The organism is Campylobacter sp. US53, from assembly GCF_004378995.1.
Classification (GTDB): Bacteria; Campylobacterota; Campylobacteria; order Campylobacterales; family Campylobacteraceae; genus Campylobacter_D; species Campylobacter_D jejuni.
On sequence record NZ_RYYH01000002.1, the window covers coordinates 46,800 to 61,949 of the forward strand.

The 15,150-nt window shown below is 30.3% G+C and carries 14 protein-coding genes and 4 tRNA genes; 12 read left to right on the plus strand and 6 right to left on the minus strand.

The genetic code is table 11. From position 1 onward, the window contains the following. Positions 1-45: 45 nt before the first annotated feature. From ELQ05_RS02360 to ELQ05_RS02375, 4 genes are read left to right on the plus strand one after another with little or no spacing between them, the layout of a single operon-like run. Positions 46-2,178, plus strand: coding sequence for a TonB-dependent receptor (locus tag ELQ05_RS02360; RefSeq protein ID WP_134239919.1), 2,133 nt, complete (start codon positions 46-48; stop codon positions 2,176-2,178). Next, on the plus strand, positions 2,153-3,139 hold the full coding sequence (locus ELQ05_RS02365) for an iron ABC transporter permease (protein WP_002856526.1): 987 nt from the start codon (positions 2,153-2,155) through the stop codon (positions 3,137-3,139). The genes ELQ05_RS02360 and ELQ05_RS02365 overlap by 26 nt, the downstream gene beginning before the upstream one ends. Next, complete coding sequence (locus ELQ05_RS02370) at positions 3,139-3,915, plus strand: ABC transporter ATP-binding protein (RefSeq protein WP_070241015.1); 777 nt, start codon at positions 3,139-3,141, stop codon at positions 3,913-3,915. The genes ELQ05_RS02365 and ELQ05_RS02370 overlap by 1 nt, the downstream gene beginning before the upstream one ends. Then, entirely contained in the window at positions 3,912-4,718 is an 807-nt protein-coding gene (locus ELQ05_RS02375) for an ABC transporter substrate-binding protein (protein WP_070241013.1), read from the plus strand. The genes ELQ05_RS02370 and ELQ05_RS02375 overlap by 4 nt, the downstream gene beginning before the upstream one ends. On the opposite strand, the gene ELQ05_RS02380 is transcribed toward ELQ05_RS02375, so the two are convergent. After that, positions 4,715-5,572 (minus strand): radical SAM/SPASM domain-containing protein, encoded by an 858-nt coding sequence (locus tag ELQ05_RS02380; RefSeq protein WP_070241011.1) that lies wholly within the window; start codon positions 5,570-5,572, stop codon positions 4,715-4,717. The two genes, ELQ05_RS02375 and ELQ05_RS02380, sit on opposite strands and share 4 nt — an antisense overlap. A 165-nt stretch (positions 5,573-5,737) precedes the next feature. Here ELQ05_RS02380 and ELQ05_RS02385 point away from each other — a divergent pair, with 165 nt between their 5' ends. Then, positions 5,738-6,997: an MFS transporter gene (locus ELQ05_RS02385; RefSeq protein ID WP_070241009.1), complete on the plus strand. Its 1,260-nt coding sequence runs from the start codon at positions 5,738-5,740 to the stop codon at positions 6,995-6,997. Here ELQ05_RS02385 and mutY read toward each other — a convergent pair. Then, a complete protein-coding gene (gene mutY / locus ELQ05_RS02390) occupies positions 6,983-8,002 on the minus strand; it encodes an A/G-specific adenine glycosylase (RefSeq protein ID WP_134239920.1) in 1,020 nt (339 codons plus the stop codon). The genes ELQ05_RS02385 and mutY overlap by 15 nt on opposite strands. A gap of 73 nt (positions 8,003-8,075) precedes the next feature. Between mutY and ELQ05_RS02395 the strand changes: the two genes are divergently transcribed. The 7 genes from ELQ05_RS02395 (at position 8,076) to ELQ05_RS02425 (ending at position 10,988) form a co-directional block, all read left to right on the plus strand. Further along, positions 8,076-8,828, plus strand: a complete 753-nt coding sequence (locus ELQ05_RS02395) for a hypothetical protein (protein ID WP_134239921.1) — start codon at positions 8,076-8,078, stop codon at positions 8,826-8,828. 71 nt (positions 8,829-8,899) lie between these two features. After that, positions 8,900-8,974, plus strand: a tRNA-Gly gene (locus ELQ05_RS02400). A 9-nt stretch (positions 8,975-8,983) separates the two neighbouring features. Then, positions 8,984-9,072 (plus strand) — tRNA-Leu (locus ELQ05_RS02405). An 18-nt stretch (positions 9,073-9,090) separates the two neighbouring features. Then, positions 9,091-9,164 (plus strand) — tRNA-Cys (locus ELQ05_RS02410). A gap of 21 nt (positions 9,165-9,185) precedes the next feature. Next, positions 9,186-9,273 (plus strand) — tRNA-Ser (locus ELQ05_RS02415). Between the two features lie 202 nt (positions 9,274-9,475). Next, the gene (gene ribD, locus ELQ05_RS02420) at positions 9,476-10,486 is read left to right on the plus strand and encodes a bifunctional diaminohydroxyphosphoribosylaminopyrimidine deaminase/5-amino-6-(5-phosphoribosylamino)uracil reductase RibD (protein ID WP_096702731.1); all 1,011 of its coding nucleotides are present in this window, start codon (positions 9,476-9,478) and stop codon (positions 10,484-10,486) included. Next, on the plus strand, positions 10,467-10,988 hold the full coding sequence (locus tag ELQ05_RS02425; protein ID WP_002938629.1) for a hypothetical protein: 522 nt from the start codon (positions 10,467-10,469) through the stop codon (positions 10,986-10,988). Before ribD ends, ELQ05_RS02425 begins: the two co-directional genes overlap by 20 nt. An 8-nt stretch (positions 10,989-10,996) precedes the next feature. Here ELQ05_RS02425 and ELQ05_RS02430 read toward each other — a convergent pair whose 3' ends face one another. The 4 genes from ELQ05_RS02430 to ELQ05_RS02445 all read right to left on the minus strand — a co-directional run bounded on the left by ELQ05_RS02430 (position 10,997) and on the right by ELQ05_RS02445 (position 15,110). Then, on the minus strand, positions 10,997-12,361 hold the full coding sequence (locus ELQ05_RS02430; RefSeq protein WP_088303408.1) for an L-serine ammonia-lyase: 1,365 nt from the start codon (positions 12,359-12,361) through the stop codon (positions 10,997-10,999). A gap of 14 nt (positions 12,362-12,375) precedes the next feature. Continuing rightward, positions 12,376-13,626 (minus strand): serine/threonine protein kinase, encoded by a 1,251-nt coding sequence (locus ELQ05_RS02435; protein WP_070316570.1) that lies wholly within the window; start codon positions 13,624-13,626, stop codon positions 12,376-12,378. Positions 13,627-13,885: 259 nt separating this feature from the next. After that, entirely contained in the window at positions 13,886-14,302 is a 417-nt protein-coding gene (locus ELQ05_RS02440) for a PepSY-like domain-containing protein (protein WP_002856602.1), read from the minus strand. A 64-nt stretch (positions 14,303-14,366) separates the two neighbouring features. After that, positions 14,367-15,110, minus strand: a complete 744-nt coding sequence (locus ELQ05_RS02445) for a DUF4261 domain-containing protein (protein ID WP_044306321.1) — start codon at positions 15,108-15,110, stop codon at positions 14,367-14,369. Between the last annotated feature and the right edge of the window lie 40 nt (positions 15,111-15,150).

Below are 15,150 nucleotides of genomic sequence, written 5' to 3' on the forward strand. Positions count from 1 at the left end.
TTATGATATAAATTATCATTATTTATTTTATTTAAGGAGTAAAATTTGCATCCAAATAAAAAAGCTTTTAAGTTATCTTTATTTGCATTATTGCTAATAACTAATTTAAATGCGCAAGAATCAAATGAAGCTATTAAATTACAAAAAGTTGTTGTTAGTGCAACAGGTTTTGAGCAAGATGCAGACTCAAATTTACGCAATGTAATCAGCATAGAAGGCAAAGATCTGCAAAATAAAGGTTATGTTTCCTTAGAACAAGCCTTAGAAAGAATTTCGGGTATTAGCTTTGTAAATTTTGGACTTGGACGCAATATAGATATGCGTGGACAAGGAGATAAATCCAATATAGCTGTAAAAGTTATGATCGATGGGCGTGCTATTAATGTTCTTGATAATTCCCATGGTGTAACCCCGCTAGATAGTATCAATTTAGATAATGTAGAACGCATAGAAATCATACCTGGAGGTGGGTCTGTGCTTTATGGAAGTGGTACTAGAGGGGGTGTGATTAATATCATTACAAAAAAACAAAAATCAGATGCTTTTGCTATAAATTTAAAAAGCAGTGCTTATGATCATGGTGGACTAGGTGGAAATTTAGGTATCAATGGTGCCAAACAAATAAATGAAAATTTAGCTTTTAGCTTTGATATACAAAGTTTTAACCTTGATGGATATCAAGAAGGTTATAATGAAAAAGGTTATTTTATTAACACAAAAACCTATATTGATATCAATGATAATAGCGATTTAACTTTGGGTTATAATTATTTTAAAAGCAAAAATACCAGCAGTGGCTATCTAACAAAAGTACAAGCTCAAAGCGATCCAACTCAAAAAGGCAATAGTGACAATATCACACAAATCAATCGCCCTGAAATTTCTTTGGATTATCATTACTATTTTGATGATATATGGGAATTTAACCTAGAAGCTTTTTGGCAAAATCAAAAGATCAATTATCTAAAAGATGAAATTTCTATGATGGGAACTACAGCTTATCAAAATGGAAGTGGTTTTGAAGACACGCTTACAGGGATAAGTTTAAAAAACAAACTAAATTATGCAAATAATTCTTATTTTATTTTTGGTTATGAATTTGCAAACCATGATGCAAAAAGAAAGAGTTTGGTGTATTATAGCGTTCCAAGTTTCATAAATTATCACAGGATGACAACTTTAATGGATATGACTAAACAAAGCCATTCTATTTTTGCTCTTGATTCTCATAATTTTAATGAATTTTTCACTTTATCCGGTGGAGCTAGATATGAATTTAGCACTTATAATACCAATAGATCTTATAGAAATGAAATGAGTATGAACGGAAGACCGCCATCATCAAATCCTATAATCACAGACTCAACAACCCTTTTTGATACCGATAAAAACACCAATAATTTTGCTTTTGAAATCACTCCTAACTTTAAATACTCTGACACAGGTAATCTTTATCTTAAATACGAAAGAGGTTTTGTTTCTCCTACACCTGCTCAATTTGTCAATCGCAACAAAACTGGTAATGGAATACCACCCTATTATTCGTCGAACCTAAAAGCTGAGATCTTTGATACCTTTGAACTAGGTATTGATGATTTTTGGTGGGATTTTTACGGCTTTAATCTAACTTTATTTTACACTCTAAGCAAAGATGAAATTTCTTATCTTGGAAACCCTCATTCTACTAGTGGATCTTGGTGGAAATATTATAATATAGATCAAACTCGCCGTTTAGGAGTAGAATTAAGTCTGAGTCAAAATTTCTTAGATGATGATTTAATCTTTAGAGAAAGTCTAACTTATCTTGATGCTAAAATTTCTAAAGGTGTTAATGACGGCATGAGAATTCCTTATGTTTCAAAAATCAAAGCCACAGCTGGGCTTGAATACGCTTGGAATAAAAATTTCTCAAATTTTATTGATTTAACCTATTTTTCTAGAGCAAAAGATGGTGGAACTATAAATGAAAATACAGGAAAAATGTCTAAAAATTCTTGGATAAGGGATTATTTTTTAACAGATATTGGTATGAAATATAATTATAAAAAATTACAAATTTTAGCAGGAATTCGCAATCTTTTCGATAAAAGATACTACACATACCAAGACAGTATAAATGATCAATACCTAGTTGGGAATGGCAGAAACTACTATGTTGAATTTAAATACGCATTCTAAAATTTTAGTGATTATAGGGCTTTTGGTAGCTTATATAATCGCTTCTTTTACAGCACTTTGCTTAGGAGATGAGAATTTAAACCCAAAAGAACTTTTTTCATATATCTTTAGCCAAGATGAAATTTTAAGACAAATCATCATAGATGGACGCTTACCACGGATTATAATGGCGATTTTAATCGGTATGCTTTTAGCTAGTAGTGGAGCTATCACTCAAAATGTATTTTCAAATCCTATAGCCGATCCTTATATCATAGGTATAGCTTCTGCGGCAACCTTTGGAGCGGTTTTGGCGTATTTGTTAAAATTGAATGATTATTATTATGGAATTTTAGGTTTTGTTTGCTCTGCCTTTTTTGCCCTAGGAGTTTTTAAAATTTCTTCTAAAGCTTCTATAGCGACTTTACTCATTATCGGTATAGCAGCTTCATCTTTTTTAGGAGCTTTTACTTCTTTTTTCACTTATCTTATAGGCGAGGATTCTTTTAAAATAGTCGCTTGGCTTATGGGAAATATAGGCAATGCTTCTTGGTTTCGTGTGGGAATTTTAATCTTGCCTTTAATTTTTTGTTTGTTTTATTTTTACGCTCATAAAAACGAATTAAACATACTTTTAAGCGGAGATGATGAAGCTAGAAATCTAGGGGTAAATGCTCAAAAATTAAAGATAAATTTACTCATTGTTTCATCCTTAGCTGTATCTTTTGCGGTTGCTTTTAGCGGACTTATAGGCTTTGTTGGACTCATCATTCCTCATACTATAAGACTTTTGCTTAAAAATTATGATAATGCCTTGGTTATCCCTTTATGTACAGCATTTGGAGGATTATTTTTACTTATTTGTGATACTTTAGCAAGAACTCTTTTAGCCCCTGTACAAATTCCGATTGGAATCCTAACTGCATTTTTTGGAGCTCCTATTTTTTTATATTTGGCTTTAAGCGCTAGGAGATTTTTATAATGCTAAAAATACAAGATTTAAGCTTTGCTTATCACCAAAAAGATTTACTAAAAAACATTCATTTAGAACTTAAAAATCAGGCTTTTATAGGAATTTTAGGGCCAAATGGCTCAGGCAAAAGCACTCTTTTAAAACTTATACTTAAAAATTTAAGTCCAAATAAAGGAGAGATAAGTCTTTTTAACACAAATATCAAGGATTTTTCTCTTAAAGAATTTGCCAAAATTTGTGGCTTTGTGCCTCAAAAATCAGAATTAAACACCCCTTTAAAAGTCATCGATGTGCTTTTAATGAGCAAATATGCAAATTTAAAACACGCTTTTAGTTCTTATTCTAAAGAAGATATTTTAGAAATTAAAGAATTTGCTAAGGATTTAAGACTTAAAAATTTTCTAGAAAGAAGCATACTTTCTTTAAGTGGGGGTGAATTTCAAAGAATGCTTTTAGCAAGAGCTTTGCTTAAAAAGCCAAAAATTCTTTTTTTAGATGAACCTACTTCAGCCCTTGATTTAAACTATGCTATAGAGCTTTTAACTCTTTGCGAAAAACTAGTTAAAGAAAAAAATATAGCCGTTGTTGCTATCTTGCATGATTTAAATTTAGCTTCCATGTTTTGCGATAAAATCCTTTTTTTAAAAGAAGGGGAAATAAAGTATTTTGGAACGAGCAAAGAGCTTTTTACTCAAGAAATTTTAAAAGAAATTTATGATTTAAACTGCGAGATTATTTATAAAAATTCTAAACCTTATATTTTAGCTTTAAAGGAGAAAAAATGAAAAAAATTTTAATTATTATGAGTTTATTTTTAATCACACTAAATGCAAAAGAACGCCTTGTAGTGCTTGATCCTGCAAGCATAGAAACCCTTTTTATGCTTAAGGCTGAAGATCAAATCGTAGGCATTGCCACTTTACAACACTCAAATATCTATCCTAAAGATCAAACCTCAAAACTTACAAGTGTAGGCACTTTTTCAAATCCTTCACTTGAAAAAATAGTAGCATTAAAACCAAGTTTGGTGATTTTAAGCTCTTATTCTTTAAATTTAGAAGAAGGACTTAAAAATTTTGGTATCAAAAGTATCAATTTAAAAGCCGAGCGTTTAGAAGATATAACAAAAAATATCACAACCTTAGGCCAAATCACCAAAAAAGAAAAAGAAGCAGAGCTTTTAAAACAAGAATTTACCCAAAATTTAAAAAAATTAAGCGATAAACCCCTAAATAAAAGTGCGATTTATCTTTATTCTAGCAACCCTTTAATGGCCTTTAATAATAATTCTTTAATAGCTGATATTTTAAGACTTATAGGGATTAAAAATTTAAGCCCGCAAAGTCAAATTTCAAGACCTGTTATATCAGCAGAATATATACTGAAACAAAATCCAGACATACTCATTCTTGGAATTAATGCTAAAAACAACCTTTTAGATACAAATGCTTTATTGAAAAATACCAAAGCAGTTAAAACAGGAAGTATTTATTTTAACAAAGATACACATATATTATTACGTCTTAGTCCTAAGATAATAGATAGAATTCAAGAATTTAAAACAAAGCTAGAAAATAACAATTTTTAATCACCCAATCTTGCTTTAAAAAATTCGCAAGTTTGACAAAGTTTTTCTATGCGTTTATCTTCTTCAAAAGCTTTTTTCATCATCTTTATACGCGGTGATTTAAAAAGCTTATCAAAGTTATTTTCAAAAACATTTCCCAAGTTAATATCTGCTTTAGTATCCAAACAGCAAGGCACTAAACTTCCATCACTTAAAATCCCAATTTGCTCTTTTAAAGCATGACATTTTCCTTTTTTATAAAGGGGTTCATCTTTTAAATTTGGCCATTTAAAAAGTTTATTTTGATGAAGCAAAATATGTCTTTGCAAGCGATTTTTACTTAAGTTTGTATCGATCTTAACTTCAAATTCTTTAGCTAAAAACTCATAAATTTTTAAATTTGACTTAGGTGCTTTAAAATTAGCATCTAAATTCCAAAGTCTTAGATTGATAAAAGAAAGGCTTTTTTGCTCTAAATGCTTTTTGCAAAGTTCTAAAATAGGCTTAAAATACTGTTCTAAAGAAATTTTGCTTTGACTTAAAAAAGACATTAAAGAAATATTGATTTGATGGATATTCTCATACCCTAACAATAAAGCTTGATTTTTAGAATTTAGATAAAAGCCACTTGTAGTGATTTCAAGTTTCATAGCTTCATTTTTTGCGATTTTTAGATAATTTTCCAAATTAGGTAAAAGCAAAGGATCGCCCAAAAGATGAAAGGTAAAAAGCTCAGCTTTATTAGAAATTTCATAAGCTAAGTTTTGAAATTTTTCTTCACTCATTACCCCGCGAATTCCTTTTTGAGAAGGACAAAAATCACATTTTAAACCACAAATATCGCTTAATTCTATATATATTTTTTTAAATTTCATTATATTTCCTAGAGTAAACATTTTACCAAAATTTATGAAATTTATTAAAATATGTAACATTTTTATCGATATTTTTATCTTTTTTATTTCTCTTCTTTATTTTTAAATATATCAAACAAAAATCACACTATACTTAAATAAAAATCTAAAATTAAGGAAAGGTTTATGCAAGAGCTTACTCGCACGAAAAAAATTCGCTCTATTATTGCTGCAAGTAGCGGAAATTTAGTAGAGTGGTTTGATTTTTATATCTATGCTTTTACAGCAACTTATTTTGCTCATACTTTTTCAACTTCAGATAATCCTGTTATCCAGCAAATCAATGCCTTTGGGGTTTTTGCAGCAGGGTTTTTTATGCGTCCTATAGGCTCTTGGCTTTTTGGCTCTTTAGCTGATAAAGTAGGTCGTAAAAAATCTATGGTTATATCAGTGGTTTTAATGGCTTTGGGCTCTTTTATGATAGCAGCCTTGCCAAGCAAAGATACAGTGGGCGATCTTGCTATTATCTTGCTTTTAATAGCAAGACTTATTCAAGGTCTTAGTGTAGGTGGGGAGTATGGTATAGCAGCTACTTATCTTTCAGAACTTGCTACAGAAGGAAAACGCGGTTTTTACTCATCTTTTCAGTATGTAACCCTAATAGGTGGTCAACTTTTGGCCGTTGCAAGCATTAGTATAATGTTTTTATTTTTTAGTATTGATGATATGAAAGATTACGCTTGGAGAATACTTTTTGTAATAGGCGGAATTTTAGCACTAGGCTCGCTTTTTGTAAGAAAAATGATGAATGAAAGTGCTACAAAACTTCACCAGCATGAAGATCGTGGTACTTTAAAAGCATTATGCAAATCTTGGAAACCTTTTTTAATGGTGCTTGGGGTTACTTCTGGAGGTTCTTTAGCTTTTTATACTATTACAACTTATACTAAAACTTTTATGGAAAATACGGGTATGGATAAAATGCTTGTTAATAATCTTTTCTTAGGTGCTTTATTTATACTAATGATCATTCAACCTCTTTTTGGATATATAGGAGATAAAATAGGTCACAAACGATCTTTAATTGTATTTTGTATTTTGGCATTGGTAGGAATTTATCCTATTTTTTCACTTATAGCTAATAACGTGCAAAATAATCCTTCTTTGACATTTATGTTAGTAGTATTATTGTTTGTTATTTTAAGTTTTTATACTTCAGTTGCCGGGATTTTTAAAGCAAAACTTTTTCCTGAACATGTAAGAGCTTTAGGGACAGGTTTGGGTTATGCTATTTCAAATGCTGTTTTTGGAGGATCTGCTCCTTGGGTTGCTTTGCAATTTAAAAATGCAGGTATAGAAAATGGCTTTTTTATCTATATAGCCATTTTTACAATCATCATGCTTATAGCTACTTTATGCTTGCCTAAAAAATCAGAGCTTAATTAATTTTAACACTTTTAAAGAAAGTGCTGAAAGTGCGGTACTTTCTAACTCTTTTAAGGTTTGAAATTCATAATTTTTATTTTCATTATTTAAAATTTGATGATAAACCTTGATATTAAGTTTATACTTAGTATAGCCGTGCTTAAACTCCCCTACAAAACTCATATCTTTAGAAAGTTTATACACTCCTTCTTTAAAAAAAGGAAAATTATACATACCCTTATAAAGCTTATCTTGGCTTTTCTGTATCGCAAATTTTTTATTAAATTCAAACAAAAAAAGATTTAAATTTACACTTTGATAAAGTATTTTTTTAGCTCTTGGATAAAGCTCTGTATGAAATTTGCCTTGACAAAAATCATACAAAGGACAAATTCCACACTTTGCATTTTTACTCACACAAACCAATGCTCCTATATCAAGCAAAGCTTGGTTATGATCAAAGGCATGATTTATATTTAAAAGCTCTTTAGCTCTTTTTTCAAGTTCTTTCATACTAGGATTTTCCAAAGCAAAAAGACGAGAAAGCACACGGCGTATATTACCATCAACAAAAGAAACCTTTTGATCATAGCCAAAACAAGCTATAGCACCTGCTGTATAAGCTCCTATACCGCTTAGTTTTTTTAGTTCCTCAACTTCTTTGGGCAATTTAGCTCCAAACTTATCCACGCATTCTAAGGCTACCTTTTTTAAATTTCTAGCACGAGTATAGTAGCCAAGCCCTTGCCAAGCCTTTAAAAGCTCATTTTCATTGGCTTTAGCTAAACTTTGCAAAGTAGGAAATTTTTGCAAAAAGGGAAAATAAAACCTTTCTAAAACTGATTTAACTTGAGTTTGTTGAAGCATAATTTCGCTGATATAAACCCCATAAGCTCTATCAATATGCTTTAAATTTTCATCACAATTTTGACTTTGTAAATTACGCCAAGGCAAAGTTTTGCGTCCATTTTTTTCATACCAAAGAAGTAAATTTTCTTGCAGTTTTTCAAGCTCTTTTTTTTGCATAAATGAAAGTATAACAAAAAATTTTAAAATTTTTTGCTAAAATTAGCTCAAATTAAATTATTAAGGATATTAAATGTTAGCTTTTTTTAAAAGTTTAGGCGTAGGTTTTTTATGTTTATTACTTTTTGTTACAGGAGTAGTTTTTAATGTAGAATTTTTAGGCAAAAAAGACTCTAATCATGATTTATATTTTTCAAGAAATATAGAAGTAAGCAATACACTAAAACCCGATATTTTATATGCAAATATTAATTTTTGGGCAAATGAAAATTTAAGCTCAAAAATCACATTAGACAATAGTGAAAAAGCCGAAATCGCAAATACTTTCAATCAAATTTTAGAACGCTCAAAAAAAGAAAATTTTTGTAGCGAAGGAAGTTTTTCTTTAGAGCCTAATTTTTCCTATAAAGATGGTATACAAACCCCAAAAGGTCAAAGATTTGATGCGAATTTAGAATGTGAATTTAAAGAAAACCGACTTGCAGATTTTAACAAGCTTTTAAATGACATCAATTCTATCATAGCTAAAAATAATTTCATCAGCGTTTCAACACCAGCCATACAAACAAGATTTTCAAAAGATACACTAAACAACAACAAAGAAAATCTCTACAAAGAGCTTTTAAAAACATCATACGAATATGAAAAAACTTACTCTTTAGATCTTAATAAAACTTGTGTATTGAAAAATTTACAAGTAAATACAAATGCCAATATCGCACCTAGAATGTTAAATGCAAAATCTGACAATATAGAACTTTCATCTCCAATTATCAGCGAAAAAGAACAAATTTTAAGTGCAAAAGCTTTATTTATTTGCAAATAACTTAAGGCAAAATAAACTCCTTTTAAGTTTATTTTGCTATACTTTTATCTTCAATTCTTTCAGAAATTTATGCGGGAATAGCTCAGGGGTAGAGCACAACCTTGCCAAGGTTGGGGTCGCGAGTTCGAATCTCGTTTCCCGCTCCATAATCACCCGCCCGGGTGGTGGAATTGGTAGACACAAGGGACTTAAAATCCCTCGGAATTTTTCTTCCGTGCCGGTTCAAGTCCGGCCTCGGGCACCACTTTTTCAACATTATCAGGGCGACATAGCCAAGCGGTAAGGCATGGGCCTGCAAAGCCTTGATCTCCGGTTCGAATCCGGATGTCGCCTCCAAAAGGCAAAACTTTACTTTATCGGGAGATGGCTGAGTGGTCGAAAGCGGCGGTCTTGAAAACCGTTGAGGGTCACACCTCCAGGGGTTCGAATCCCTTTCTCCCGGCCACCAAGACTTTCTAGTTTATCAATTATATCATTCCTGAAATTATAAAGGATACTACAAATGAAAAATAATACTTCGGTCTTACTATTTTTGTTATATCCTAAAAAACTTAGAAAAACTATGACTAATATAACTAAAAATAAGAAATACAAATGGAAAATTTAGAATTTGTTATCTTAAAACAAAAATATAAAATTTTAAAAATATGTCAAATTTTAAAATACAAGGTAGGCAAATGAAAGAATTTTATATGAATTTAGCCTTAAATGAGGCTTGGAAATATCAGTTTTTAACCTATCCAAATCCGGCTGTAGGCTGTGTAATCTTAGATAAAAATGGAAAAATTTTAGCCATAAAAGCTCATGAAAAAGCTGGATTAGCTCATGCAGAACTTAATGCCATAACTCATGCTTTTAAAAGCTTAAGACCTGAAATTTCATTGCCTAAAGAAGCAAACGCCTTACATGAGTTTATTTGCAAAAACCATCAAGGTGTATTTAAAGATAGCATAGCTTTTGTCACACTTGAGCCTTGCTCTCATCAAGGAAAAACGCCTCCTTGTGCAAAACTCTTTAGCGAGCTAGGTTTTAAAAAAATTTTCATCAGCGTTAAAGATGGAAATAAAATCGCAAGTGGTGGGGCTGAATTTTTAAAAAAACAAGGCATAGAGGTTGAATTTGACATACTTAAAGAAGAAGGAAAAAAACTTTTAAAACCTTTTTTAAAATGGCAAAAAGGGCAATTTAAACTTTTTAAATTAGCCCTTTCTATGAATGGCTCGCCTTTTGGCAAAATCGTAAGCAATGAGCTAAGTCGCGCTTATGCACATAAAATTAGAGCGGTGATTGATTTGCTTGTAGTCGGTGGAGAAACCATAAGAAAAGATCATCCTATACTAGATGCTAGGCTTTGCAAAGCAAAAGCGCCTAATCTTTGTATCTTAAGCCGTCAAAATATAGATAATTTTGATAAAAATATCCCTTTATTTAAAGTTCCAAACCGCCAAATTTATACCCAAATTCCAAGTGAAGCAAAATTTTTAATGTATGAGGGTGGAGAAAATTTTCTAGAAATCTTTAAAGATGAAATAGATATGTTTTTGATTTTCCAAAGTTCAAGTTTAAATGATGAAAAAAATGTTACAATACCTTTAAATTTCAAGCCACTTTATAGAAATTTTTTAGGGAGTGATACTTATGGCATTTATGAACTTTAGTGGGTTTTTTTATGCGAGAAATGATTTAAGATTATTTAAAATAGAAAAGAAAAATGAATTAAAATCCTTTTTTTACAAAGACTACACCTTATCAAGCTACAAAGATAATTTAAATTTAAACAATGAAATCTTTTTTTATCAAAGTTTAAAAGAAGGCTTATTTAAAGAAAATGATGAGATTTTAATTTCAAATTTGGGTAAAAAGATCATACTTTTTAGAAATTTCACTCAAAATTGCGATAATTTTAATGAAGCAAAATTAAAACAAATATTGCTTTTATTTTTTTTATTATTAGCGAGCATATTTTTTGCAAGTTTGGCTATGATTAATGAATTTGGAGCCATAGATCTTGTTTTTTTAATGATTTGCTTATTGCTTTTAGTGATGGGAGCAATCAATCTTGGCTTGCTTTTTAAGCAAATTCGTATTCTTAAAAGTTTTTCCAAAGAAGAAATGAAAGAATTTTTAAGTCAAAGAATGAAAAAATACACTAAAGTGTAAAAAATACTTTAGCATACTGTTTTTAAATTTGTAGCAAGACCACCTAAAGAAGTTTCTTTGTATTTATAATTCATATCTTTTCCTGTTTCGTACATGGTTTCTATAACATCATCAAGGCTTACCATGGGAGTAGATTTACGTGTCATTGCCATTCTAGCAGCACTTATAGCCTTAATAGCTCCAAAGGCATTTCTTTCTATACAAGGAATTTGCACAAGTCCTGCAACTGGATCGCAAGTTAAACCTAGATGATGTTCCATTGCCATTTCAGCAGCGTTGCATGCTTTAAAAGCATTAGCTCCTAAAACTGTTGCCATAGCCGCAGCTGCCATAGAACTAGCACTACCAATTTCTGCTTGACAGCCTGCTTCTGCTCCGCTAATACTTGCATTTTTCTTATAAAAAGAACCTATAAGCATTGCTGTTAATAAAAACTCTATAGCCTTTTCATCACTAAAGCCTATAGTATGATTTTTAAGATAAAGCATAACAGCAGGGATAACAGCACATGCTCCATTTGTTGGTGCGGTTACAACCTTTGCTCCGCTAGCATTTTCTTCAGCAATCGCAATAGCATATAAAGAAATAAAATCTATAATGCCCATAGGATCAGCTGTCATCGCCACTCTTTCTTTAAGCCCTTTGGCTCTACGTTTTAAATGAAGTTTTCCAGGCAAATAATCTTCATTTGGATGTGTGCCATTATAATACACTTCTTGCATCACTTCCCAAATTTCAAGACAATAAGCTCGAATTTCCTCTTTAGTGTGAAATTGCAATTCATAACGATAAGAAAGCTCTGCTAAATCCCAATCTCTTTTATCGCAAAGTTCTAAAGCTTCTTTTGCATTGTTAAGCTCTATATCTAGTTTTTTCTTTTTATTTTGGTTGGAATTTTTACCTTTTTTTTCTAATTGTGCAGCTGTTAAAACAAAGCCTCCACCTACAGAATAATAAGTTTCTTCATCAATTAACACACCTTTGCAATCATAAGCTTTAATCTTCATACCATTCTCATGCAAAGGTAAAAAATCTTTGGAAAATATCAAATCTTTTTCATAATTAAAACAAAGTTTTTTCTCGCCACAAAAATCAATTTGAGCATTTTCAATAGCATTTTTATTTACTTCATCTTGTATTGCCGCACTTAAATTTTTAGCTTCTAGGCCATTTAACCCCCAAATTACAGCCTTATCACTCAAGTGTCCTTTACCTGTTAATGACAAAGAACCGTAAAGAGTGACTTCAACTCTATCAATTTCATCGAGCTTTTTAGCAACTTTTTTACAAAATAAATTTCCAGCAAGCATAGGCCCTAAAGTATGAGAAGAAGAAGGGCCAACACCTATTTTAAAAATGCTTAAATTACTCATTTTTTATCCTTAATTTATAAAAGATTGTGAATTGCAGCAGAAATTGCAACTATTCCCATTACCAAAATAAAAAGATCTAAAAATTTATTACGAAATCTTGCCAAAATATCAAAACGATAAATACAATAAAGCGGCATTAAGAAAAGCAAAATAGCCAAAACAGGACCACCAATAGCCTCAATAATTCCTATAACACTTGGATTTTTATACGCAACAAACCAAGCGATAGCAAAGGTAATGATCGCTGTTAAAGTTTGAGCGAATTTACCTTGAATTTTACCATTACTTGCTTTATATAAAATACCATTTAAGCCCTCTTGAGAACCAAGATAATGTCCTAAGAAACTTTTACTAATGGCCACAAGTGCAACAATAGGCCCAACATAAGTCAGCAAAGAAACTTCAGGAAATTTATTTGCTATAAAGGTAAGAATATTGATATTTTGATCTTTTGCTGATGCAAAATCTTCTGGTGTAAAAGTTAAAGCACAAGAAAAAACAAAAAACATTACAACAAAAACCATAAGAATAATTGCCAAAGAAATAATTTTTCTAGCGCGAGGTTCAGCATAATCACCATATTCTTTTTTACAATAACAAGCAAGCGAAGAAATAATAGGAGAGTGATTAAAACTAAATACCATCACAGGAACAACAAGCCATAAAGTAACCCAAAAATTACTTGTTGAAATTACAGAAAAATCGGCATTTGTAAATAATGATGAATTCCATTGTGGAATTAAAAGCAATGAAAAAATAAATAAAAATATAATAAAAGGAAAAACAAGAAAACTCATTGCTTTTGTCACAACATTCTCACCAAGAATAGAAATCAAAACCAAAACTCCAACAATCAAAAAACTCACCCACCAACGAGCAGCATGAGTAAGATCTGCATTGAAATTAAACTGATTGACTAAAAATTCAAGTAAAGTTGTTGTAAGATTAGCACTATAAACCAATAAAATGGGCAAAATAGCAAAAAAATACAAAAGCGTAATTAAAAATCCACCACCCTTGCCAAAATAACTTTCTGCAACAAAAGTAATATCATCTTTTGGATTAGAACTTGAAAGCACAAAGCGACATAAATTTCTATGAGCTAAGTAAGTCATAGGAAAAGCTAAAACAAGTATAACTAACAAAGGTATCAATCCACCAAGCCCAGCACTAATAGGTAACAAAAGTACGCCGGCTCCAATAGCTGTTCCAAAAAGAGATAAAACCCACCTTGTATCGTGACTAGTCCATTTAGGAGTATTCATTATTCTTCCTTAAATTTAAGATTACATCTCTTTTATTTTAGCAAAATATTTATAAATAATTATTTTTTAAAAAAAATATTTTAAATCTTATGTAACATTTTGTAAATTTAATTTTATAAAAAAACAATCACTTGTATCAATAAAGTATTATTTTAAAACTAAATATATTTTGGGTTTTGCAATCAAAAAATAAAAATTTGGAAGACTATGCTTCCAAATTTTTGCATCAAATTTTCTAAGGGAGTTAAATTTTCAAAAATTAATCTAATTTTTGACCTAGGACATTTCCTTGCATATCCGTATAAACTTTCATGTTATTATTAAACTTAAATTTATAACCATTAATTTCTTTATCTATTTCAAGAATTTGAGCATTTGGTTGAGTTGCACTCACTTTTTTCATAACACTAGGTAAAATAGTATGTGGTAAAGCCTTATATTTTCCATCAACTTCTTTCCAATCTCCATTGATCATAAAATCAATTTCAGTTCCATCATTTAAAATTACATCATAAGAATCTATATCTTTTTTCACCAAACCAATTTGAGCGGTTTTAAAATTTTTAGAAATAAATTCTTTGGCATTATTTGGAAGTTCGCTAGCAGGAACAACCATATCTTTAGCTAAAAGCACCGTAGCACCCAACAAAGCAAGTAAAGTTAATTTTGCTTTCATAGTTTCTCCTTTTTTGTCTTGGTTGGCGAAAGTTTAACTCAAAACTGTGAAGTGAATGTGAAACTTAAAAAATAATTTTCAAGCTTTCATTCTCAACACTTATACCTTGACTTTTTATAAATTTTATTTCTTTTCCATCTTCAAATTTTAAAATATCTTTATCTTTTAGATTAATATCATAAGTTAAAATATGCAAAACAATATCATAAATACAAAAGAAAAGTTCTTTTTCTTCTATGTTTAAATCACAAACTTCAAGTTCTAATTTATCAAAATTTCTAAGCCCATAAGTATAAGCATTAACTCCATTTTCACTAGGATAAACACTAACATATATCCAATTATATACCGGCAAGCGATTATCATCTAACATTTTTGCATTTTCTATATAAAAACTGGGCTCTAAAACAACTGCACCTGTATAAAAACCTAAAGCATGTTTATTATCCAAACATAAAGCTGCAATTTTCGTAAACATTTTAGCTTGTTCTAATTTGCTTTGATCTTGACTTAGCACCGCTATAAGAAGATGAGCTTTATGTTTTTTAGTTTGCTCTAAGGCATCTTTCCACATAAAATTAAAATTTGCATAGTATTCTGCTTCGTGATTAGGTATAGGATTTTTAATCAAATTTAGAGTAATCAACATATTTTCATGTGAAAAAATCACTCCCTCTTTGGTAAAATTTTCATCAGCTATTTTTATATTAAATTTATCTTCTAAAATGCTTTTTAACTCCGAAAAATTAAAATCAACTTCATCAAGAAGAACAAAAGAGGTAAAATTGTGATTTAAATCTATAGTCATGTTAAACCCTATTAATTTTTTATAAATTATAACCTAATAA